Here is a 21727-nt window from a genome sequence, read left to right on the forward strand (position 1 = left end):
CCCTAGGCCAGCCACACGGTGGTGTCCGGCGGGAGCGTCCTGCCCGTCGGCAGAGGCGTGCTGGCCAGCAGGATCTCGCCCGGCGGCAGCGGGACCGGGTCCGTGCCCAGGTTGGTGACGTTGCGCCAGCCCTCGCTGCGGGCGAAGTCCAGCACGGCGGCGGGCGCGTCCGGCGTCCAGGCCAGCGTCTCCCCCTCCAGCAGCTTGCGGCGCAGCCGCAGCGCCGTGCGGTACAGCTCCAGCGTGGAGCCCTCGGCGCCGGCCTGCGCCTCGACGGCGTACGCCGCGAACGACGCCGGCTGCGGCAGCCAGCCGGCTCCGGGCCCGAAGCCGTACGACGGTCCGGTCGTCGTCCACGGCAGCGGCACCCGGCATCCGTCGCGGCCCTTGCGGACATGGCCGGTCTGTTCCCAGATCGGGTCCTGGAGCACCTCGGTGGGCAGGTCGGCGACCTCGGGCAGTCCCAGTTCCTCCCCCTGGTAGAGGTACGCCGAACCGGGCAGCGCCAGCATCAGCAGGGTCGCCGCCCGCGCCCGGCGCAGACCGGCCGCCGGGTCGACCGCGGGCGCGGTGCCGTGGGAGAGCAGCCAGGCGGCCGGGTCGGTGCCGGGCGGCAGCATGAGCCGGGAGGCGTGCCGTACGACGTCGTGGTTGGACAGCACCCAGGTCGCGGAGGCACCGGCGGTCCGGGCCGTGGCCAGCGAGGCGGTGATGACGTCCCGCAGCTCCTCGGCGTCCCAGCGGGCCTCCAGGTACTCGAAGTTGAACGCCTGGCCCAGCTCGTCCGGGCGGGCGTACAGGGCACGGCGGGCGCCCGGCACCCAGGCCTCGGCGACGGCCATGCGGGGCGGCCTGTAGGCGTCGAAGACCTTGCGCCAGTCGCGGTAGATCTCATGGACCTCGTCGCGGTCCCAGTACGGGTGGCTGCCCGGCGCCACCCGGGGCAGCGCCTCCTCGCCGGTCGCGCCGATGTCGCCGACGTCCCGGAGCGGCTCGGTGAGGTCCTTGGCCAGGCCGTGGGCGACGTCGACGCGGAAGCCGTCCACACCCCGGTCGGACCAGAACCGCAGGGTGGTGCGGAAGTCGGCGCGTACCTCCTCGTTGTCCCAGTTCAGGTCGGGCTGCTCCGGGGCGAAGAGGTGCAGGTACCACTCCCCGTCGGGCACCCGCCGCCAGGCGCTGCCGCCGAACACCGACTGCCAGTCGCTGGGCGGCAGCTCCCCGTGCGCCCCGCGCCCCGGCCGGAAGACGTAGCGTTCCCGGGCGGCCGAGCCGGGCCCGGCACGCAGCGCCTCCTGGAACCAGGGGTGCAGATGCGAGGTGTGGTTGGGGACGATGTCCACGACGACCTTGAGCCCGAGCCGGTGCGCCTCGGCGACCAGGGCGTCGAAGTCGTCCAGCGTGCCGAGGCGCTCGTCGACCCCGCGCGGGTCGATGACGTCGTAGCCGCCGTCGGCGAGTTCGGAGGGGTAGAAGGGGCTCAGCCACAGGGCGTCCACACCGAGCGCGGCCACGTGGTCCATCCGCTCGGCGATGCCCCGCAGGTCACCGAGGCCGTCACCGTCGGCGTCGGCGAAACTGCGCGGATAGACCTGGTAGATGACGGCCTGCCGCCACCAGTCGGGGTTCCTGGACGAGAGATCCGGCGAGAGGTCTGCCATACGGGCTCCCATGGGGGACGGACGACGGTACGGAATCTGTATCTGTCCACATTGCCCGGAAAGGGAACGCACGGTACGGCGCCACGCGCCGGGCGGCGAAGGGCGCACCTCGTTTGTGATCTTGCCTACCTGCGCCGGTACGCGGCTATGCAGGAAACCGCGTGCCCCCCTACGGTGGGCGGGCCGTGGTGTTCGGGAAGTCGATGGAAGGTCGACGCGGCCCTCGCCACTGTGATCGGGGAGTTCCCGTTCCGTCCGGCTCGCGCCGGGCCACTGGTCGTACGACCGGGAAGGCAGGGACGGCGGACGTTCGACCCGTCAGCCAGGAGACCGGCCACGGCAGTCACGAAGTGATCCACGAGGTGTTGGAGCGTGAACCGATGGCCGATGCTGCGTCTTTCCGCTGGCGACGTGAGGACACCGTCAAGACGGTGGGACTGCTGGCGGTGATCGTCGCCCTGCACGTCGTCGCCTTCGGGATCCTCTTTCTTCTCGTCGCCCCCGAGCGCTACAAGGTGGGCAGCGAGGTCTTCGGTGTCGGGCTCGGCGTCACCGCCTACACCCTCGGCATGCGGCACGCCTTCGACGCCGATCACATCGCGGCGATCGACAACACCACCCGCAAGCTGATGGCCGACGGCAAGCGGCCGGTGTCGGTGGGGTTCTGGTTCGCGCTGGGGCACTCCAGTGTCGTCGTGCTGCTGGCGCTGCTCATCGCGGGCGGCACCTCGCTGGCCGGACGGGTGATGAACGAGGGGTCCACCACCCACCAGGTGCTGGGCTTCCTCGGTACGACGGTCTCCGGGACGTTCCTGTACCTCATCGCCGCCCTGAACCTGGTGGCGCTGGTCGGCATCCTCAGGGTGTTCCGGGCGATGCGCGCGGGGGCGTACGACGAGAAGGAGCTGGAGCAGCACCTGGACTCGCGGGGGTTCATGAACCGCATGCTCGGCCGGCTCACGAAGTCCGTCTCGCGGCCCGGGCAGATGTACCCGCTGGGCTTCCTCTTCGGCCTCGGCTTCGACACCGCCACCGAGGTCACGCTGATGGTGATGGCGGGCTCCGGCGCGGCGGCCGGGCTGCCCTGGTACGCGATCCTCTGCCTGCCCCTGCTCTTCGCCGCCGGGATGAGCCTGTTCGACACGCTCGACGGCACGTTCATGAACTTCGCCTACCAGTGGGCGTTCTCCAACCCGGTCCGCAAGGTCTTCTACAACCTCGCCATCACCGGCCTGTCCATCGCCGTCGCCTTCTTCATCGGCACCATCGAGCTGGTCGGCGTCCTGCACGAGAAGTTCGGCCTGCACGACGACGTCACCGGCTGGATCGCCGGCCTCGACCTGGACAACGTCGGCTACCTCATCGTCGGCCTGTTCGTGCTGGTGTGGGCGGCGGCACTGGCGTACTGGAAGGTCGCCCGGGTGGAGGAACGCTGGACGGCCTCCGCCGCCGCCGAGTAGCTAGCGGCGGACCGTCTCCAGGTACAGCTTCACGTAACGCTCCACGTCCACCTCCAGGGCCACGTCGATCAGGGCCCGTTCACGGCCGCCCTCGTGGATCTCGGACTCGCCCAGGCGGGGGCGGCGGTCGACGACGGTCTGGCCGCGGGTCGGGCCGGGGGTGAGGGAGACCTCGACCGGGAGGAGGCGGGTGGTGATGCCCACCGGGTCGGCGACCGCGCACACCGCGCCGGCGTCGCCGAGGCCGCCCGCCTCCTCGGCCTCCGGCGGCTCGCCCTGGTGGGCCGGCCGGTGGGCGAGCAGCTCGCCGGCCAGGCGGGTGCCGGGCTCGGCGCTGGTGCGCAGCCGGTGCACCTCGGCGCTGTCCACGACGACCTGCTGGAACACGTCCAGGCCGTACATGGTGATCGGCACCCCGGCGGTGAGCAGGATCGCCGCGGCCTCCGGGTCGTGCCAGACGTTGAACTCCGCGACCGGGGTGGCGTTCCCGGTGGCCACCGCGCCGCCCATGAACACGATCCGCTCGATGTTCCGGGTCACCTCCGGGTGGGTGCGCAGCAGCAGGGCGATGTTCGTCAGCGGCGCGGTCGGGATGAGGGTGACCGGGCGCGGGGAGGCGAGGATCTCGCGGTGCAGCAGGGTGACGGCGTCGACGGCCACCGGGGTCCGGGCGGGCGCGGGCAGGCCCAGGTCGCCCATGCCGTCGGCGCCGTGCACGGGGGCGGAGCGGGCGGGCTCCAGCAGGGGGCGCTCGGCGCCGCGCGCCACCGGGATGTCGGGGGCGCCCGCCTGCTCCAGCACGGTGAGGGTGTTGCGGACCACCCCGTCCACGTCCGTGTTCCCGGCCACGCAGGTCACCGCCCTGAGGTCGAGTCCCGGGTGGCGTACGGCGAACAGCAGGGCCAGGGCGTCGTCGACCCCGGTGTCGCAGTCGATGATCACGGGAATGGGCTGACCGGTCACGGCGGACTCCTTCCGTCGTGCCGACGATAGATCAGGCCGGGCCGTCGCGACCGTTCCCGGCCATCGATTGCCAGGCCCGGGCGCAGATCTTCCCGAGCGCGCACCACTTCCCGAACGCGCGCCACCTCCCGGGCGGGGCCGCTTCCCGGGCGCAGATCCCTTCCCGAGCGCGCACCACTTCCCGAGCGCTGGCCACTTCCCGACGCGGGCCATTTCCCGAGCGCGCCCCACCTCCCGGGCGGGGGCCGCTTCCCGAGCAGGGGCCACCTCCCGGACGCAGATCACTTCCCGAGCGCCCACCACTTCCCGAACGCGGGCCACCTCCCGGGCGGGGCCGCTTCCCGGGCGCAGATCCCTTCCGGAGCGCGGGCCGCTTCCCGAGCGCTGGCCACCTCCCGGACGCGGGCCACTTCCCGGGCGCGCACCACCTCCCGGGCGCGGGCCGTTTCCCGAGCGCTGGCCACCTCCCGGACGCGGGCCGCTTCCCGGGCGCGGGTTCTTGTCGGTCGGTCGGGCGGGGGCCCGCGCCCCTCGGGTGGGTGAGGCGCAACTCGGGTCAGGGCTGCGGGTGGTCCCCGTCCCACAGGGCGGTACCGCGTGCCGCCACTCGTTCGGTGATCCGGCGCAGCAGGTCGGGCACCGGCAGCGCACCGGGGCGGCGGCCGTCCCGCAGGCGTACGGCGGCCAGCCCGGCGCCGGCCTCCCGGGCGCCGATCACCGCCTGGTACGGCACCAGGCGGGCCGCGCGGATCCTCGCGCCCAGGGTGCCCTCCCCGGGCCCGGCGAGTTCGGCGCGCAGGCCGAGCGCGAGCGCCTCCCGGACCAGCGCCGCCGCCGCTTCCACCTGGTCCTCGGCGACCGGCAGCACCACCAGCTGGACGGGTGCCAGCCAGGCGGGGAACGCGCCGGCGTGGGTTTCGAGGAGGTGGGCGACGGCGCGTTCGACGCTGCCGATGATGCTGCGGTGGACCATCACCGGCCGGTGCTTCGCGCCGTCGGCGCCGATGTAGTGCAGGTCGAAGCGGGCGGGCTGGTGGAAGTCGATCTGCACGGTGGACAGGGTGGACTCGCGGCCCGCAGGGTCGGCGATCTGCACGTCGATCTTCGGGCCGTAGAACGCGGCCTCGCCCTCCGCCTCCTCGTACGCCACCCCGGCCTCGGCGAGGACCTCCCGGAGCAGGCCGGTCGCCCGGCGCCACAGCTCGGGGTCGGCGACGTACTTGCCGCCCGGGCCGGGCAGCGAGAGGCGGTGGCGTACGGCCTCGATGCCGAGGTCGGCGTGGGCGCGGGCGATCAGCTCCAGGGCGGCGCGGGCCTCGTCGACCGCCTGGTCCAGGGTGCAGAAGATGTGCCCGTCGTTGAGGTGGATGGCGCGGACCCGGGTCAGGCCGCCCAGCACGCCGGACAGCTCGGCGCGGTGCATGGCGCCCAGTTCGGCCAGGCGCAGGGGCAGTTCCCGGTAGCTGTGCGAGCGGGAGCGGTAGATCAGGGCGTGGTGGGGGCAGAGGCTGGGGCGCAGGACGAGTTCCTCGGTACCGAGCCGCATCGGCGGGTACATGTCGTCGCGGTAGTGGTCCCAGTGCCCGGAGATCTCGTACAGCTCGCGTTTGCCGAGGGTGGGCGAGTGGACGTGCCGGTAGCCGGCCCGGCGTTCGGCGTCCCGGATGTACTCCTCCAGGGTGTGCCGGACCACGGCCCCGTCGGGCAGCCAGTAGGGCAGGCCGGCGCCCATCAGCGGGTCGGTGTCGAAGAGGTTCAGCTCGCGGCCCAGGCGGCGGTGGTCGGGCCGCTGGTCGGTCACCTTGTCGGTCATCCGGGTCTCCTCGGTGAGCGAGGCGGACACCCCCGGCGCGCGACGGAGCCCCGGGGCGTTCGCCCCGGGGCTTGGTGGCTGGTCAGGTGTCAGCGCGCCGGGACGGTCTCCGGCGTCGTCGTGCTCGACGGGCACTGGTGGGCGCGCTGCATGGACGGGACGGTACCGGGGCCGTACGCGGTGCGCCACGGACTTTCCGCCGGGCCCTCACCCGTACGGCGCGGAGCGCTGGTGGGCCGCCCGGGCCGGTGGTGCCGTGAGATCAGGCACCCCGCCGGCCGCACGCAGCCCAGGAGGCACCGATGTCCCCCGCGATACGCGCGCTGTACGACCGCATCCCCCGTGGCGTCGCCCTCTCCCTGCTCGCCACCGGTCTGCTCACCGCCGGCGGCTGCGCGGCGCTGAGCCTGAAGCACCCGGAGAGCGCGCCGTACCCACTGCCCACGGTGGACCGGCCGAGCCAGACGGGGAAGGCGTCCGCGCGGGCCGACGGTTCCACGCTCAGCGACGAGCAGGCGCAGGCCGCGCTGATCAACCAGACCGATCTGGGCGCGCCCTGGACGGCCACGCGCGGCGCGGCCACCTGGCGGGACGGGCTGCTGAAGACGCACACCTCGGTCGGGGAGTGCCAGCGGCTGCTGGACGCGCTGTACAGCGAGGAACTCCTCGGCGTCCCGGCCCGGGTCGCCGTCGGCCTGGACGACGCCGACACCGACGCCCAGCTCCGCTACCAGATCGCCGCCCGCCGCCCGGCGGACGTCGACGCCGTGCTGGCCTGGCTGCGGACGATGCCGGTGCGGTGCGCGCGGTTCACGGCCACCACGGAGCTGGGGCTGGTGGAGGACGTCCAGGTCGTGGACGCCCCGCTGCCGGAGGTCGGGGACGCCCGGCAGGGCCTGCGCGTCACTCTCGCCACGACCACGCCGGACGACCAGGAGTACCTCCTCACCATGGACGTGGCCGCCGTCCGGGTCGGCGAGGACGCCTTCGCGCTCACCAACGCGGGGCTCGGCGACGTACCGAACGACGCGACGCAGGCCGCCGTGCAGATCGGCGCCCTGCGCCTGGCGGACATCCGCAAGCAGGGGCGGGCGCAGGTCTGAGGGTCACAGCGGGGGCTGGGCCGGGGCCGGGCCAAGAGTGGTGGTGCCCGGGGCGGTGCGGTGGCCCAGGCCGGTGCGGTAGGCGTCCAGGGCGGCCTCGACGCGGCCCGTGCGGCGCAGCAGGTCGCCCAGCAGGCGGCACAGGTCGGCGAGGTCGCCGGCGGCGCCCGCGCGTTCCAGCAGGCTGAGGGCGCGGACGTAGTGCTCCTCCGCGGCCTCGGTGTCCCGGGCGTCCTCGGCGATGATGCCGAGCAGGCGGTGCGCGGCGGCGGCGTGCACGGCGCCGCGTTCGGAGGAGAAGTCGCCGAGGACGCCCTGGAGGAGCACGGCGGCCTCCGCGGAGCTGCCCCGGCGGTGCAGCACGTCGGCGAGTTCGACGGCGGCCTGGCTGCGGTACAGGGCGGCCCGGGTCTCCGACAGCATGGCGTACGCCTGCCGCAACTCTGCCTCGGCGCGGTCGAGTTCGCCGTTCTGGGCGTAGACGTAGCCGCGCATCCAGTGGCAGTTGGCCAGCTCGGTGCGCAGGCTCAGCTGCCGGTACAGCTCGGCGGCCTTGGCCAGGGAGGCGTCGGCCTCGGCGACCCGGCCCTCGGCGAGCAGGGTGCGGGCGACCGAGCGGTGCATCCGGGCGATCAGCGCGGGGTCGCCGGCCCGCGGGGCGAGCGCGAGGGCGAACTCGGCGGCCTGGGCGGCGCGGGCGTGGGCGCCCATGTCCATGTAGGGGCCGATGACGCTGGCGTAGAGCAGCAGCAGCGCGTCGGGGTCGTGCAGTCCGCCGCGGTTCAGCTCGTCGAGGGTGGACTCCAGCAGGTAGACGGCGTACCGGAGTTCCCCGGCGAGGTAGTGGGCGACGGCCCGGCCGCGGACGGCGGGGACGCGGACCGGCAGGGTCTTGCCGGCCAGCCGCTCCTCGGCCTGCTCGAAGTACTCGCGCGCCTCGGTCAGGTCCCCGGTCTCCAGGGCGCACTCGCCGAGTCCGAGCAGTGCGGCGGCCTGTTCGCAGCCGAGTCCGTGGGCCTCCGCCTCGGCGCGCAGCACGGCGTACTGGGCGGCGGCCTCCTCGGCCCGTCCGTCGGCGAGGACGCGCTGGGCCTCGGTGAGCCGCAGCCGCAGGCCGGTGGCGAGGTGGGCGGGCCGGCCGACGGCCAGCTCCTCGAAGGCGACGCCGAGCCGGTCCGCGATGTGCCGTAACGCCTCGTCGGAGGCCCGGACCCGGCCGGCCTCCAGGGTGGAGATATAGGCGGGTGTGTACGCCGGCTGGGCCAACTGCCTTTGCGTGAGCCCCCGTTCCGTCCGCAGCCGCTGCACCCGCCGCCCGATGACCTCCGGGTCGTCCCGCTCACGCATGCCCCGTGTACCCCCCAACTACCCAGCCACCCCTTGCCGTTGATGCCCGGCGGCCCTAGGTTAAACGGCGAATTAAGCATGCTTAACACGCCGCTGTTGTGTTGCGAGGTCGCCGTGCCCGGACGTACATCCGCACCCTACGGACGCCCCACCGCACGGAGGGCCGTAACGGCCGCGGTGATCGCCGCCGCGGCCCTCCTCCTGGCGGCGAACGCCGGCCCGGCGAGGGCGGCGGACCTACAGAGCCCGCACGAAGGCGGCCCAGGCCCGGGGATCCACAGCGAGGTGTGCCGAGTGGGGCTTCTTTGAGTCACGGACGGCAACGAGGGCGGGGAGATCGGCGACCTCTACGCAATCGCCTCCGGTGTTGCCGCTGTACGAGGACTTACGCCACCGCGCGTTGTTCAGGGTCTGGTGTCTGCGCATAGCGTTCCTCCATCACGCGGGTGATCAGTGCCGCCGAATCCTCTACGGAGAGGGCGGAGGCCTGCAAGTGAGCGTAACGAAAGGCAGCTTCCCTGACGGTGTCCGGGTTGGCCGTCATGTGCCCCGAGATCATGTCCTCGGTGTACACGATGTCCGGGTCGTCATCGAAGCGCAGCGCGTTGAACGATCCGATGAGGCTGGCGTGTTCACCAGCGTCGAACGGCAGCACCTGGATACGCACCCACTTGTCGTCCCGGAAGCTCAACAGGTGGGCGAGTTGATCCTGCATAACCTGACGGCTGCCGATCGGCCTGTGCAGGGCCGCCTCGTCCAGGACGACCCACGTCAGCGGTGGGTGCTCGCGAGTCAGGATGCGCTGGCGCTCCATACGTGCCGCCACCAACTCATCCAGCCTGTCGGGCATGCCAGTCGCCAGGACGGCACGGGCATAGGCCTCGGTCTGAAGGAGGCCGTAGACCATCTGCGCCTGATACGTGGAGATGTACGCGGCCTTCGCCTCCATCTCCGCGTAAGGCTGAAACCACGTAGGCAACTGGCTCCGCAGGACCAGCCCCACCAGCCGCGAGAAGAACCCGTCCGTCATCAGCGCCGCGTCCACCCGCTCGGCGAACTCCCGCGTCGGCACCTTCAGCGTGGTCTCGATCTGGCCGATCAGGGAGCCCGTACAGAAGACGATCGCCCCGAGTTCCTTCTGCGTGAGCCCCGCTTCCTCCCGTTTCCTCCGCAGCTCCGAGCCGAAGTAGTCCAACGGAGAGGCGCTGGGGTCGAGCGGACGGATGTTGACCATGAAGCGAGGCACCCCCTGCGATCGATCTGTTGCAGAGCGTAACGACCGGATCGCGCGGTTGTCCTGAAGTTCACGAAACCCGGTGGCACCGCTGTCAGGGGCATGACCTACTCTTTGCACACTTGCCGCAAGAGGCACACACGGCTCATGCACAGGGGGCTCACGTTCGCCGTGCCCATGCGGCTCCCCATGTCTTTTCATTCGTTCCGGGGGGTTCGAATCAGCGTGCGTAAGCGCTCTCTCACGGCCGCCACCACCCTGGCGGTCCTCTTCAGCTCCGCGGCACTCGCCGCCGCTCCGGCATTCGCCGACTCCACCCAGCCGCTGCCGGTGCGGCAGACCGGTGACATCGTCGTGGACTCCGTCCACCGGCAGGTCTTCGTCAGCGACCCGCTGAACGGCAAGATCGTCGTCACCGACTACGCCGGCAAGGTCGTCAAGCAGCTCGACACCCGCATGTCCGGCGTCCAGGGCCTGGAGCTGTCCGCAGACTCCGGCACGCTCTACGCGGCCGTGCAGGACCTCGACGCCGTCGCCGTCATCGACACCGCCACCGACACCGAGACCACCCGGTACGAGGTCGGCGACAAGCCGCTCAGCGTGGCCCTCGCGGGCGGCAAGCTGTGGTTCGGTTACGGCGGCGCCGCCGCGGGCAACATCGGCTCCGTCGACCTGACCGCCGAGGACCACACGGTCACGCTCGGCCAGGACGCCGACTGGTACTCGGCCCCGCTGCTGGACGCCGCGCCGGGCTCGACCACGCTCGTCGCGGGCGCGGTCGGGCAGAGCCCGGTCGAGCTGGCCTCGTACGACGTCTCGTCGGGCACCGCCAAGAAGGTGGCGAGCACGCGTGAGGCGGGCGACAACCTCGGCGACCTCCAGGTCACGCCCGACGGCAAGGACGTCGTGGTGGCCAGTGGCGCGCCGTACTACCAGCAGGTGTTCCGGACCTCCGACCTCAACGAGGACGGCAAGTACGTCACGGACGCGTACCCCAACTCCGTCGCGATCGCCCCCGACGGCACGATCGCGGCGGGCATCGACGGCTCCTACGACCCGGACGTCTACATCTTCAAGCCGGGCGCCGGCGAGCCGGTCCGCACCTACGACTTCCCGAACACCGGCACCTCCTCGGGCTCCGACCTGCTGGCCCGCGGCGGGCTGGCCTGGGCCGCCGACGGCTCCCGGCTGTTCGCGGTGACCAGCAACAACCAGGGCGTGTTCTCGCTGCGCGTGCTCAACGCGCCCACCAAGGCGGTCAGCACCGTCACCGTGGACGCGCCGGCCACCGCCACCCGTGCCAAGAAGCTCACCGTCAAGGGCAAGGTCGCCTCCAAGGTGGCCGTACCGGCCGGCACCAGGCTGAGCGTGACCCGCACCGACCTGGAGTCGCCGAAGGGCAAGCCGCTGGCCGCGGCGGTCACCAAGGCGGACGGCACGTTCTCCTTCACCGACACCCCGCCGGCCGGCGGCAAGGTGAAGTACACGGTGGCCTACGCCGGCGACGCCGACCACGCGGCGGCCTCCGGCTCGGACTCCGTCGAGGTGTCCCGCGCCAAGGCGACGCTGACGGTCAACAACAACGGCAAGGTGTACGCGTACGGCAAGGACGTCAAGTTCACCGCGCACCTCGGCAGGACGTACAGCAACCGTACGGTGGAGATCTGGGCCGACCCGTTCGGCTCCGACAAGCCGAACAAGCGGGTGAAGTCCGGCAAGGTCAACTCCGACGGCTACCTGTCGGTCACCCTGGACCTGAAGCGGGACACGAAGGTCACCGCGAAGTTCGCGGGCGACTCGCGCTACAAGCCGGCGACCGCGGCCAGCACGGTCGGCGCGAAGGTCAGCGTGTCCACGTCCGTGTCCAACCACTACAAGGCGAAGTCGGCGTGGGGCCACACGTACTACTTCTTCCACAAGAACAAGAACCCGCTGGTCACGACCAAGATGCCGTGGTACCCGGACCGGGCGCAGAAGTTCGAGTTCGAGGTGTACTACCAGGGCCGCTGGTACCCGGGCGACCCCGCGTACTTCAAGCTGGGCTCCGACGGGGTCTCCCGGGTCAGCATCACCGGCAACCACAGCGAGGACGTCGGCTGGCGGTTCCGGGTCCGCTCGTCGTACATCAACAGCGCCTCCGGTGACACCGTGAACTCCACGACGCACGGGGCCTGGAAGTACCTCACCTTCACCAAGTAAGCGCTAGCGGGCGGCCTGGAGCTGGCGCAGCTGCCGCTGGACGTTCTCCAGCGCGCCGCGCCGGCGGCCCGGCACCCTCAGCCGCAACTCCGCGAGCGCGGGTCCGAGTTCCCGGGCCCGCGCCGTGTCCTTGATGCAGGTCCACTGGTGGTGCGCCCGGTCCACGGCCGCCTCCACGGCGGGCGCGTCCCCCGCCTGCCCGGCGGCCAGCCGCGCCTCCGCCACATCCAGCCAGGCCCGGCAACTGCGCACCGCGTCCCCCGCGAACATCGCCAGATCGGCCCGCACCTCACTCCAGTGCAACGCCTGCTCGGACGCGACCCCGTACACCCGCACAGCCTCCGCCTCGAACCAGGCGGCAATCCCCTCGGCATCCCCGTGCCGCCCTTCCTGCACAGCAGCACTGATACCGGCGTGGGGGTCGGCGGGGGTGGCTTCGGGGGGACGGGCGGCGGAGGTAGCTTCGCCGGTACGGGGGGCGGAGGTAGCTGCGCCCGCCCTCCCCCCGTGCAAGGATCCCGGCGCGGCCCCTCCGGCGACGGCCGGCTGCGCCAAGCCCCCGGCCACGACCCCCGGCGTGAAGCCGGCCGCCGCGGCCCCCCGCACGAAACCACCAGCCGGACCGCCCGCCACATAACCCCCCGCGTCCGCCAGCAGCAGGTTTCCCCTCGCCTCCGCCGCGATACGGGCCACCGCCTGCTCGTGCAGAACGCCCAGCGGGGGACGGTGGCCGCTGCGCAGGAGGGTGGCGACCGTCTTCATGTACGCCGGCTCGGCCAGGCCCCGTCGCCCGGTGGCCGGGGCGATGCGGCCGTAGACAGCCGTGGTGCGGCCCAAGTCGAGGCCGCGCTCGGTGATGTGGCGCCAGGCCTCGGCGTCGGCGTGCAAATCGACGACGAGCGCGGTGTCCGTCGCGGAGCGCAGCCGCAGCTCCTCGCGGATCCAGTGCCAGGGCAGCGCGGTGTAGCGGAGGGTGGCCGGTGTGGTGCGGGCCAGCGCCAGATGGGGCTGGTGCTGGCGCCGGTCCAGGTGCAGCTGGCCGGTGACGTACACGGTGAGCGGCCCGGGGGAGGCCGCGGCGGCCCGCAGCCGGGTGAGGACGGCCTGCGGTTCCAGCGGGTCGGCGAGTTCGATGACGTTCGCGGTGTCGGTGCCCGACAGCACGGAGGGCGCGACGGCGGCCAGCACCGGCAGGACTCCGGCCGCGTCCACCAGGCGCCCCCGGCCCAGCGGCGAGGCCGCGAGCAGCAGCACGGTTCCGGGCATCGTGCCTCCCCCATGTCACCCTGTGGACCCCGTGAACCTCCGGACCCGAGGCCCCCGTGGATCCGCTCTCCAGCCAGCACCGTAACCGCTGCTGCTGCAAACCGGCGCCTCAGTACCGCAAACGCCCCGGTACGACCACTTCACCCACCGCCCCGACAACTCCGCACGCCGGCCCCACCCCTGACGCCGCCCCCGACCAGAACCCGGCGCACAGCACACCGCCGGCACCCCCGACCCCGGCCCGCCTCACCGCCACCACGCGGCCCACCCCCGACACCCGGCCATCCCTTCCGCACCCCCGACTCGGCCCGGCGCACACCTCGCGCCCAGCGCCCCTTTTCACCTCAGCCCGCCCGCGGCACCCGACCCGCTCCCAGCGCCCAGCGCGCCCCCAGCCCCCGCCGAACCCCCCGCGGCCCTCCGCACCGCGAAGATCGTCGTGTCGTCCTCCAGGCGGCCCCCGCTGTGCCGGAGCACCCCGTCGCGGACCCGGCGGACCAGGCGGCGCGGCTGCGTGCCGGCGGGGTCGGCTCGGACGGCGTCGGCGACCTCGTCGGCGAGGGGGAAGAACGCGCCGGGGCGGTCGCGGGCCTCGGTCACGCCGTCGGTGACGAGGAGCAGCGTCTCGTCGGCGGCCACCGGCACCCGGTGCACCGGCGGCAGGCCGCCCGCGAGGTCGGCGAGGCCGAGCGGCAGCCCGTCGCCGCAGGGCAGCTCACGGACCCCGTGCGGCCCGACCGCAAGCGGCGGCTCGTGGCCGAAGTTGACCACGTCGATCACGCCGGGGGCATCCTCGGGGAAGGCGATGAGAACGGCCGTGGCGAAGCGGTCGCCGTCGGCCCGCCCGAGCGCGGCGGTGTGCGAGCGGTGCCGCAGCATCCGGATCTCCAGGCGCTCGGCGACGGTCGTGAGGTCCTTCTCGTGGTACCCGGCCTCCCGGAAGGTGCCGAGCAGCGCGGCGGCGGCCTCCACCGCGCCCAGCCCCTTGCCCTGCACGTCACCGACGAGCACCCGGGTGCCGTGCGGGCCGGGCTGGATGTCGTAGAAGTCGCCGCCGACCCGGGCGTCGACGTCGGCGGCCAGGTACACCCCCGCGTGCTCGAGGCCGGCCCACCCGGACGGCAGCGGGCGCAGCACGGTGCGCCGGGTGGTCTCGGCGATGTCCTGGATGTGCACCAGCTGCCGTTCGTGCCGCATCCGCACGGCGGCGGCCAGCGTGGCCAGGGCGCCGCCGAGGGCGACCAGGAGGAAGTCCCCGAACCCGGCCTGGTACTCGGCGGGCCAGGCGTTGTCCACGACGACGTACGTGACCAGCGCCGCCACGCTGTAGGCGGCCGTCGTCCACACCCCGCAGACCGCGGCGGCGATGCCCGGGACCAGCACGATCCAGGTGATGATCCGGAAGTGCTCGCCGGTGTTGAAGTCCAGCAGGATGACGCCGACGAGCAGCAGCAGGGGCGGCAGCCACGCGATGCTCCGCCCGCGGATCCGCAGCAGCGGCCGGCGCCGCCCGTACTCCATCTCCGTCACGGCGGGCAGCCCTCCCTCTCCTTCCCCGTCCTTCAGCGAAGCACGCGGGAGAACCGCGTGCATCCGGGCACTCGTCACCCTCCTGGCCGAGTTGCCAGGCCGTGTCCCCCGGTGTGCCCTGGAGAGGTGCCCCGCACGCGGGGCGGATTCGGGGGCGAGGAGTAAGGAGTGCTCTCATGGCTCAAGCGGCACCCGCGCCCGGCGGAATGTCCCGGCCCGGCCGCACGCCCGAGATGGAGCGCCGGTCGACCGACGTGGTCGCGCGCCCACCCGACGTCTTCGACGCCCGGACCCACTCGCTCGCCCGGGTGGCCGTCCCGGTCGCCCTGGGTCTGGTCTACGGCTACTGGGTCGCGGCCAGCAACCGTGCCGGCGGTCCGGTCACCGGCTGGAACCTGCTGCTCGGCTTCGTCAGCGCGCTGGTGTTCGCGGTGGTGTGCGCGGCCCTGCTGAGGCTGGGCCCGCGGATGCCGCGGGAGGTGCACGCGCTGTCGTGGTCGGCGTTCGCCGGCTGCGCCTACGGCTTCCTCTACAGCCAGAGCGGCAGCATCTTCCCCACCCAGGGCTCCGGCCAGGGCCCCCACGACGACGTGGTGCGGTCGGTGCTGATGGGCCTGCTGTGGTCGGCGATCACCTTCATCGTGGTCTTCTACCGCTACTACACCCGCGAGGACGCCTACGGCCGCAGGGTCCGCTGAGCAGGCCCGGCGGGGTGTGCGCGTGGGCCCCGGCCGCTCAGCCGGGGCCCACGCGCTCCCCTGTTCTTCCCCTGTCCCTTCGGCCTGCGCCACGAGTGGTGCACATCGGCCACTTCTTCCTCCCCAGCACCAGGAAACACCCGTTCGGGTGATCCCTCCACCGGAGAGCCCCCGAACGCAGTCCCCCCGCTCGCGCACCGGTCCGGGTGGCCCTTGCCTGGAAGCGTGTCCCCACGCCTCAGGAGCGCCCTGTCGGCCGTACTGATCGCCCTGTCCTGCCTCCTCGTGCCGTTCGGCACGCTGGCGGCCTGGGCGGCGTACGGGCTCGCCGACACGGGCCGGTACGTCACCACGATGGCGCCGCTCGCCGCCGACCCGGCCGTGCGGGAGGCCGTCGTGGACACCCTCGGTGACGGCATCCTGCGCGCGGTGGACGAGCATCTGGACGTCCGTCCGGTCCACGGCTCGGTGCGCCCGTTCGTGCACGACGCGGTCCGCTCCTTCACGCAGACCCGGGCCTTCCGGCTGGCCTGGGACACCGGCAACCAGGTCACCCACGACGCCGTCCTGCACGCCCTGCGCACGGACGACGACCGACCCGTCACCGTCGACCTCGCCCCCGTCACCGCCCAGGTCAAACGCCAGCTCACCCGGGATCACGTGCCGCTCGCCGCGCGGATCCCGGTGGAGCACACCGCGGTCGCCGTGCTCCCGGCGGACCGGCTTGCCACGCTCCGGAAGGGGTTCCACGTGCTCGAAGTCGCCGGTTTCTGGCTGCCGGTCGCGGCCGTCGCCTTCGCCGCCGGCGGGATCGCGCTCGCCGTGCGCCGGCGCCGGGCGGTCGCCGCCACCGCCCTGGGCACGGCGCTGGGCGGCGTCCTGCTCGTCGTCGCCCTCGACGTCGGCCGCGGCCTGACCCTGGCCGACCTGCCGGCCGGCGTCTCCCACCCGGCCGCAGGCGCCGTCTACGACGCCCTGACCGGCACCCTGCGCTCGGCCGCCTGGGTGCTGCTGGGCCTCGGCCTGGCGGTGGCCCTCACCGCCTGGCTCACCCGGTACCTGCGCCTGCCCCGTCCCGTGCGACGCCGGCGAGGGTCTCCAGCGCCCGGGCCGGCTACGGCTCCGGAACCGACCCGAGCCCGAGCCTGACCGCATCCGGCGTACGCCCGGGGACGACGCAAAACGCCGTACCCGGAGTGACCGCGATGCCGCCCACCCGCGCGGGCACCCCAACCCGGCCGCTCCGCCTGGCTCACCCGGCACCCGCGGCCGCCCCGTCCCGCGCGACGCCGGCGAGGGTCTCCAGCGCCCGGGCCGGCTGCGGCTCCGGAACCGACCCGAGCCCGAGCCTGACCGCATCCGGCGTACGCCCGGGGACGACGCAAAACGCCGTACCCGGAGTGACCGCGATGCCGTGCGCCCGCGCGGCAGCCGTGAAGGTGTCCGCCCGCCACGGCGCGGGCAGCTCCCACCAGGCGAAGTAGGCGGCCGGGTCGGACCGTACGGCGAACCCGGCGAGCGTCCCGGCGACCAGCCGCTGGCGCCGCCGCGCGTCCTGCCGCTTGGCGGCCACCAGCCGGTCCACGGTGCCGTCGCCGAGCCACCGCACAGCCGCCTCCAGCGCGAAGCCGCCCGCGCTCCACCCGCCGGACCGCACGGCGCGCGCCACCGCCTCGACGCGGTCCTGCGGTACCACGGTGAAGCCCACGGTGAGGCCGGGCGCGACCCGCTTGGAGAGGCTGTCGACGAGGTGCACCAGGCCGGGCGCGAGCGCGGCGAGCGGGGGTGTGCCGCCGGAGTCCAGGAAGGCCCAGATCCGGTCCTCGACCACCGGTATCCCCAGCCTGTGGACACAGTCGGCGAGCTGCCGCAGCCGCCCGGCGCTCGTCGTCAGCGAGGTCGGGTTGTGCAGGGCCGGCTGGAGATAGAGCGCGGACAGCGGCGCGCCCCGGTGGGCGTCGGCCACCGCCTGCGGCACAGGCCCCTCCGCGTCCGTGGCGAGCGGCACCAGGACCAGGCCGAGACGCGCCGCGATCTCCTTGACCAGCGGATACGTCAGCGGTTCCACCCCGACCCGGCCGCCGGGCCGGACCAGGGCGGCGAGGGTGGCGGCGATCGCCTGCCGGGCATTGCCGGTGAACAGGATCCGCTCCGGGGCGGCCGGCAGCCCGCTCCGGGCGAGCAGGGCGGAGACCGCCGCCCGGGCCGCGGGGGTGCCCGCGGCGGCGGCCGGCCGCAGCGCCTGGCCGAGCGCGTCCGGCCGCAGCAGCGGGGCCAGCGCCGGGGCCAGCAGCTCCGACTGGCCGGGCACGGCGGGATAGTTCAGCTCCAGATTGACGAGCGGGGTGCCGGCCGCCTCGGTGAGGGCGATCCCCGGCTGCCCGTCCGGCGCGGTGGCCCGCACGAACGTGCCGCGCCCGACCTCGCCCACCACCAGGCCCCTCCGCACGAGTTCGGCGTACACCCGGCCGGCGGTCGAGGGCGCGATGCCGTGCCGGCGTGCGAACGCCCGCTGCGGCGGCAGCCGTTGGCCGGGCCGCAGCCGTCCGCCGGTGATGTCGGCCGCGATCCGGTCGGCGATGCGCCGGTAGTCGTCCACAAGTCCCCCTGTTCTCCGGTGCATTGAATTGCACCGAGGGCAAAGATTCTATTGCACCGAGTCACCGGGCGCCCTAGGGTCGTTGCCATGCCCCCCTTCCTCTCATTCGAGGACAAAGACCCCGGACTCCCCTCCCGGGTTCCCCTCGTCCTCGTCCACGGACACCCCTTCGACCGCACGATGTGGCAGCCGCAGCTGACGGAGTTCGCCGCCGGCCGCCGGGTGATCGCCCCCGACCTGCGCGGCTACGGCGCCTCCCCGGTCACCCCCGGCACGGTCCCGCTCTCCCGCCACGCCCACGACATCGCGGACCTCCTGGACCACCTGGGCGTGGACACCTTCGCCCTGGCCGGCCTGTCCATGGGCGGCCAGATCGCCATGGAGTGCTACGACCGCCTCGGCGACCGGATCCGCGGCCTGGTCCTCGCCGACACCTTCCCCACCGCCGAGACCCCCGAGGGCCGGCTGGGCCGCGCCGCCATGGCCGAGAGGCTGCTCGCCGAGGGCATGCGCGGCTACGCCGACGAGGTGCTGGAGAAGATGGTCGCCCCCTACGCCGACCCCGAGGTCAAGGCCCACGTGCACCGCATGATGACGGCCACCTCCCCCGAGGGTGCCGCGGCCGCCCTGCGCGGCCGGGCCGAACGCCCCGATTACCGCGGCCTGTTGACCCGGGTGACCGTGCCCGCCCTCGTCCTGGTCGGCGCCGACGACACCTACACCCCCGTCTCCGACGCCGAGGCGATGCACGCGGCCCTCCCCGACTCCGCCCTGCACGTCATCGAGGGCGCCGCCCACCTGCCCAACCTGGAACGCCCCGAGGAGTTCAACCGGGCCCTGGCGGCCTTCCTGGCGCGGCTGGACGGCTGACCGTAGGCTCGCTCCCGTGACCCAGCACCCCGGACGCAGGCTCGCCGCCTGGTGTGCCGGGCTGCTGCTCACCGGGGTGAGCGTGGTCGTCGGCTGCCGGGTCGCCGACACCGACGGCATCACGCCCGTACCCCAGCTGCTCGCCTTCCTGCCCTGGCTGCTCGCACCGGCCGCCGCCGCCCTGCTCTGCGCACTGCTCGCCCGCTGGTGGCCGGGCCTGGTGTGGGCGGTCGCCGTCCTCGGTCTGCTCGCCTGGTACCTGGAGCCGTACGGCAAGTCGGGTGAACCCGACGGCCCGCCGCTCGCCCGGCTCCGCGTACTGACCGCGAACGTCGAGTTCGGCCGCGGCACGCCCGCCCTGGTCCCGGTCCTGCGCGACCGGCACCCGGACGTGGTCTTCGTGCAGGAATGCGAGTCCGGCTGCCGGGCCACCCTCGAACGCGACTTCGCGGCCGTCTACCCGCACCGCCGGGCCGTCGAGGAGGACGGCTCCAAGGGCTCGCTCGTCCTCAGCCGCTTCCCGCTGACCCCGGCCGCGGGCGTCCCCGGCACGATGGGCATGCCCGGCGCCGTGGCCGACGTACGCGGCCACCCGGTACGCCTCCAGCTCGCCCACCCCATGCCCCCGCTGCCGGACCAGGTCGGCCTGTGGCGCCGCGAACTCGGCCGGCTGCGCGCCTTCGCCGCCGCCGGCACCCGCACGCCCACGATCCTCGCCGGCGACTTCAACGCCTCCCAGGACCACGCTGCCTTCCGGCACATCCTCGACGCCGGCCTGACCGACGCGGCCCGCCTGACCGGCCACGACCGCACCCCGAGCTGGCCCTCCCGCACCGCCTCCGTCATCGGCGCCCAGATCGACCACGTGCTGGTCTCCCCGGACTTCACCGCGACCGGCGCCCGCTTCCTGCGCCTGTCCGGCACCGACCACCGCGCCCTCGTCGTGGACCTCACCCTGCACCGGCGGACCTGAACCGGATGGATCAAAGCGGCGATAATGGGCGCATGTCCAGAGAGTTCCCCATCGGCCTCACCCCACCCGACTGGCTGGTCCGGAACCTCAAACCCCAGCAGGCACCCGTCAACTGGGCCGCCATGGCCCGCGCCGCCCTCGCCATGGCCCTCCCCCTGGCCCTCGGCCTCGCCGCCGGCCGCCCCACCTACGGCGCCCTCGCCTCCATGGGCGCCCTGTCCGGCGTCATCGGCGACACCGCCGACGCCTACCGCATGCGCATCCTCAACATCGCCGTCCCCCAGCTCTTCGGCGCGGTCGGCGTCACCCTGGGCACACTGGCGTACGGCCACGGCTGGTACGCGGTCGCCGCGGTCACCGGGGTCGCGCTGGTCTCCGGCATGATCTCGACGATCGGCGCGGTGGCCTCCGTCTCCGGCCTGCTCCTGCTCCTGAACTGCGTGGTCGGCGCGGGCCTGCCACTGCCCTCCCCCTGGTGGCAGGCCCCCGCCCTGATGACCGGCGGCGGCCTCCTGGTCCTCCTCCTGGCCCTGCTGGCCTGGCCGCTGCGCGCGGGCGTCCCCGAACGGGCGGCGGTCGCCGCCACCTACCGTGCGGTCGCCACCCTCCTCGCCACCGCCGGCACGGACCGCACCGAGGAGTACGAGGAGGCCCGCCGCGCCGTCACCCAGTCCCTGAACGAGGCATACGACCTGATCCTCGCCCGGCGCGCCCGCCACCACGGCCGCAGCCCCGAACTCACCCGGCTGCTCGCCCAGTTGAACGCCATCACCCCGGTGATCGAGGCGGCCCCCGCGGCCCACCTGGCCGCCCGCCCGCTGCCCCCGCAGATCCCGCAGGCGCTCCACCACCTGGCGAGGTCCGTCGCCGCGGACGGCACCCCCGTACCGCCCCTGCACCTCCCCCTCCCCACCACCGAGACCGCCCGGGCGGTGGACCACGCCCTGCGGCACACCGCCGAGGTCGTCACCGCGCCCGACGTGGACCCCCGCGGCATCGACGACCGCCTGGGCCGGCCCGCCGCCCTCGGCATCCGCGCCGCCCGCGCCGCCCGCAACGTCGTGCTCTCCGCCAACTCCTGGCGCTACGGCGTACGCCTCGCGGTCTGCATCGGCATCGCCCAGGCCCTGGTCTCCCTGATCCCCGTCCCGCGCTCCTACTGGGTCGCCCTGACCATCACCTTCGTCCTCAAGCCCGACTTCGGCTCGGTCTTCTCCCGCGCCCTGCTGCGCGCGCTCGGCACGGTGGCCGGCCTGGTGCTCGCGGCGGTGGTCCTGGCCGAGGTCCCGCTGGGCTGGTGGGACGTCCCGGTCCTCTTCCTCCTGGCCCCCCTCATCCCGGCCCTCACCCCGCGGGGCTACGGCTACCAGACGGCCGCCATCACCCCGGTGATCCTGCTGCTCTCCGACGTCCTCAACCACCAGGGCACCGCCCTGCTGCTGCCCCGGCTGAACGACTCCCTCCTCGGCTGCGCGATCGCCCTGACCGCCGGCTACCTCTTCTGGCCGGAGAGCTGGCACACCCGGGTGGGCGACCGCCTGGCCGACGCGGTGGCCGACACCGCGGCCTACGTGGAAGCCGCGTTCCACCCCGACACCGCCTCCGCCGCCCGGGCCCGCATGCGCCGGCGGCTCTACCGCGACCTGTCCGTCATCCGCACCGAGTTCCAGCGGGCCCTGACCGAACCCCCGCCGACCGGCCGGCGCGCCGCCGCCTGGTGGCCGCTGGTCGTCGCCGTCGAACGGATCGTGGACGCCACGACGGCGGCCCGCGTCCGCGTCCGGCACGGGGCCGCGCCGCCCTCCTCCGGCGAGCTGGCCCAGGTGACCCTGCAACTGCGGGAGCTGTCCGAAGGCGTACGGAACGCGGAGACCCTGACCGCGGTCCGCACCGACCTCACGGGCCCCGCGGGCAGCGTCCTCGAACCCCTCCGCCAGGAGGTTGCCGCGGCCCGCGCCCTCACATCTCCGCACTGACGCGGTCCGGCCACACGAGGCCGCTAACCTTACGT

18 protein-coding genes and 1 riboswitch are annotated in these 21727 nt (G+C 73.8%); of the genes, 9 read left to right on the forward strand and 9 right to left on the reverse strand.

The annotated features are described in order from the left end of the window. Positions 1–2 precede the first annotated feature (2 nt). Entirely contained in the window at positions 3–1661 is a 1659-nt protein-coding gene (locus tag ACIP4Y_RS22375; protein WP_401396212.1) for a glycoside hydrolase family 13 protein, read from the reverse strand. A 169-nt stretch (positions 1662–1830) separates the two neighbouring features. Continuing rightward, positions 1831–2015, forward strand: a riboswitch (cobalamin riboswitch). A 26-nt stretch (positions 2016–2041) separates the two neighbouring features. Between ACIP4Y_RS22375 and ACIP4Y_RS22380 the strand changes: the two genes are divergently transcribed. After that, the gene (locus ACIP4Y_RS22380; protein ID WP_401396215.1) at positions 2042–3121 is read left to right on the forward strand and encodes a HoxN/HupN/NixA family nickel/cobalt transporter; all 1080 of its coding nucleotides are present in this window, start codon (positions 2042–2044) and stop codon (positions 3119–3121) included. On the opposite strand, the gene ACIP4Y_RS22385 is transcribed toward ACIP4Y_RS22380, so the two are convergent. Beyond that, the gene (locus tag ACIP4Y_RS22385) at positions 3122–4084 is read right to left on the reverse strand and encodes a nucleoside hydrolase (RefSeq protein WP_358636007.1); all 963 of its coding nucleotides are present in this window, start codon (positions 4082–4084) and stop codon (positions 3122–3124) included. Between the two features lie 556 nt (positions 4085–4640). Then, positions 4641–5897, reverse strand: a complete 1257-nt coding sequence (gene thrS / locus ACIP4Y_RS22390; RefSeq protein WP_401396219.1) for a threonine--tRNA ligase — start codon at positions 5895–5897, stop codon at positions 4641–4643. A 302-nt stretch (positions 5898–6199) separates the two neighbouring features. Between thrS and ACIP4Y_RS22395 the strand changes: the two genes are divergently transcribed. Further along, positions 6200–7000: a hypothetical protein gene (locus ACIP4Y_RS22395; RefSeq protein WP_401396222.1), complete on the forward strand. Its 801-nt coding sequence runs from the start codon at positions 6200–6202 to the stop codon at positions 6998–7000. A gap of 3 nt (positions 7001–7003) precedes the next feature. On the opposite strand, the gene ACIP4Y_RS22400 is transcribed toward ACIP4Y_RS22395, so the two are convergent. Next, positions 7004–8347: a tetratricopeptide repeat protein gene (locus ACIP4Y_RS22400; RefSeq protein WP_401396224.1), complete on the reverse strand. Its 1344-nt coding sequence runs from the start codon at positions 8345–8347 to the stop codon at positions 7004–7006. Between the two features lie 78 nt (positions 8348–8425). On the opposite strand from ACIP4Y_RS22400, the gene ACIP4Y_RS22405 reads away from it, so the two are divergent. Next, positions 8426–8656 (forward strand): hypothetical protein, encoded by a 231-nt coding sequence (locus ACIP4Y_RS22405; protein WP_401396227.1) that lies wholly within the window; start codon positions 8426–8428, stop codon positions 8654–8656. Here ACIP4Y_RS22405 and ACIP4Y_RS22410 read toward each other — a convergent pair. Next, positions 8585–8773 carry a DUF397 domain-containing protein gene (locus ACIP4Y_RS22410; protein ID WP_401396230.1) on the reverse strand — a complete coding sequence of 63 codons (189 nt, stop codon included), beginning with the start codon at positions 8771–8773 and terminating at the stop codon, positions 8585–8587. The two genes, ACIP4Y_RS22405 and ACIP4Y_RS22410, sit on opposite strands and share 72 nt — an antisense overlap. Then, the gene (locus ACIP4Y_RS22415) at positions 8733–9581 is read right to left on the reverse strand and encodes a Scr1 family TA system antitoxin-like transcriptional regulator (RefSeq protein WP_401396233.1); all 849 of its coding nucleotides are present in this window, start codon (positions 9579–9581) and stop codon (positions 8733–8735) included. The genes ACIP4Y_RS22410 and ACIP4Y_RS22415 overlap by 41 nt, the downstream gene beginning before the upstream one ends. 225 nt (positions 9582–9806) lie before the next feature. Between ACIP4Y_RS22415 and ACIP4Y_RS22420 the strand changes: the two genes are divergently transcribed. Then, a complete protein-coding gene (locus ACIP4Y_RS22420) occupies positions 9807–11780 on the forward strand; it encodes a YncE family protein (protein WP_401396236.1) in 1974 nt (657 codons plus the stop codon). Between the two features lie 3 nt (positions 11781–11783). Here ACIP4Y_RS22420 and ACIP4Y_RS22425 read toward each other — a convergent pair whose 3' ends face one another. Further along, positions 11784–13046, reverse strand: a complete 1263-nt coding sequence (locus tag ACIP4Y_RS22425; protein ID WP_401396239.1) for a hypothetical protein — start codon at positions 13044–13046, stop codon at positions 11784–11786. A gap of 339 nt (positions 13047–13385) precedes the next feature. Beyond that, the gene (locus ACIP4Y_RS22430) at positions 13386–14567 is read right to left on the reverse strand and encodes a PP2C family protein-serine/threonine phosphatase (protein WP_401397017.1); all 1182 of its coding nucleotides are present in this window, start codon (positions 14565–14567) and stop codon (positions 13386–13388) included. Between the two features lie 185 nt (positions 14568–14752). Between ACIP4Y_RS22430 and ACIP4Y_RS22435 the strand changes: the two genes are divergently transcribed. Continuing rightward, entirely contained in the window at positions 14753–15274 is a 522-nt protein-coding gene (locus tag ACIP4Y_RS22435) for a hypothetical protein (RefSeq protein ID WP_401396242.1), read from the forward strand. A gap of 225 nt (positions 15275–15499) precedes the next feature. Next, a complete protein-coding gene (locus ACIP4Y_RS22440; protein WP_401396245.1) occupies positions 15500–16423 on the forward strand; it encodes a hypothetical protein in 924 nt (307 codons plus the stop codon). Between the two features lie 103 nt (positions 16424–16526). On the opposite strand, the gene ACIP4Y_RS22445 is transcribed toward ACIP4Y_RS22440, so the two are convergent. Continuing rightward, on the reverse strand, positions 16527–17873 hold the full coding sequence (locus tag ACIP4Y_RS22445) for a PLP-dependent aminotransferase family protein (protein WP_401396248.1): 1347 nt from the start codon (positions 17871–17873) through the stop codon (positions 16527–16529). Between the two features lie 87 nt (positions 17874–17960). On the opposite strand from ACIP4Y_RS22445, the gene ACIP4Y_RS22450 reads away from it, so the two are divergent. From ACIP4Y_RS22450 to ACIP4Y_RS22460, 3 genes are read left to right on the forward strand one after another with little or no spacing between them, the layout of a single operon-like run. Continuing rightward, a complete protein-coding gene (locus ACIP4Y_RS22450; protein WP_401396251.1) occupies positions 17961–18743 on the forward strand; it encodes an alpha/beta fold hydrolase in 783 nt (260 codons plus the stop codon). Between the two features lie 16 nt (positions 18744–18759). Next, positions 18760–19716 carry an endonuclease/exonuclease/phosphatase family protein gene (locus tag ACIP4Y_RS22455; protein ID WP_401396254.1) on the forward strand — a complete coding sequence of 319 codons (957 nt, stop codon included), beginning with the start codon at positions 18760–18762 and terminating at the stop codon, positions 19714–19716. Positions 19717–19748: 32 nt separating this feature from the next. Beyond that, positions 19749–21692, forward strand: coding sequence for an FUSC family protein (locus ACIP4Y_RS22460; protein WP_401396257.1), 1944 nt, complete (start codon positions 19749–19751; stop codon positions 21690–21692). The last annotated feature ends 35 nt before the right edge of the window (positions 21693–21727 follow it).

It is taken from the genome of Streptomyces sp. NPDC088810 (assembly GCF_044750305.1).
GTDB lineage: Bacteria > Actinomycetota > Actinomycetes > Streptomycetales > Streptomycetaceae > Streptomyces.

Bases quoted from the DNA above. Each gene is read 5' to 3' on its own strand.
- ACIP4Y_RS22375 (WP_401396212.1), bottom strand. From the start codon at position 1,661: ATGGCAGACCTCTCGCCGGATCTCTCGTCCAGGAACCCCGACTGGTGG.
- ACIP4Y_RS22405 (WP_401396227.1), top strand. From the start codon at position 8,426: ATGCTTAACACGCCGCTGTTGTGTTGCGAGGTCGCCGTGCCCGGACGT.
- ACIP4Y_RS22400 (WP_401396224.1), bottom strand. From the start codon at position 8,347: ATGCGTGAGCGGGACGACCCGGAGGTCATCGGGCGGCGGGTGCAGCGG.
- ACIP4Y_RS22415 (WP_401396233.1), bottom strand. From the start codon at position 9,581: ATGGTCAACATCCGTCCGCTCGACCCCAGCGCCTCTCCGTTGGACTAC.
- ACIP4Y_RS22425 (WP_401396239.1), bottom strand. From the start codon at position 13,046: ATGCCCGGAACCGTGCTGCTGCTCGCGGCCTCGCCGCTGGGCCGGGGG.
- ACIP4Y_RS22460 (WP_401396257.1), top strand. From the start codon at position 19,749: ATGTCCAGAGAGTTCCCCATCGGCCTCACCCCACCCGACTGGCTGGTC.
- thrS (WP_401396219.1), bottom strand. From the start codon at position 5,897: ATGACCGACAAGGTGACCGACCAGCGGCCCGACCACCGCCGCCTGGGC.
- ACIP4Y_RS22380 (WP_401396215.1), top strand. From the start codon at position 2,042: ATGGCCGATGCTGCGTCTTTCCGCTGGCGACGTGAGGACACCGTCAAG.
- ACIP4Y_RS22410 (WP_401396230.1), bottom strand. From the start codon at position 8,773: ATGCGCAGACACCAGACCCTGAACAACGCGCGGTGGCGTAAGTCCTCG.
- ACIP4Y_RS22450 (WP_401396251.1), top strand. From the start codon at position 17,961: ATGCCCCCCTTCCTCTCATTCGAGGACAAAGACCCCGGACTCCCCTCC.
- ACIP4Y_RS22430 (WP_401397017.1), bottom strand. From the start codon at position 14,567: ATGGAGTACGGGCGGCGCCGGCCGCTGCTGCGGATCCGCGGGCGGAGC.
- ACIP4Y_RS22435 (WP_401396242.1), top strand. From the start codon at position 14,753: ATGGCTCAAGCGGCACCCGCGCCCGGCGGAATGTCCCGGCCCGGCCGC.
- ACIP4Y_RS22395 (WP_401396222.1), top strand. From the start codon at position 6,200: ATGTCCCCCGCGATACGCGCGCTGTACGACCGCATCCCCCGTGGCGTC.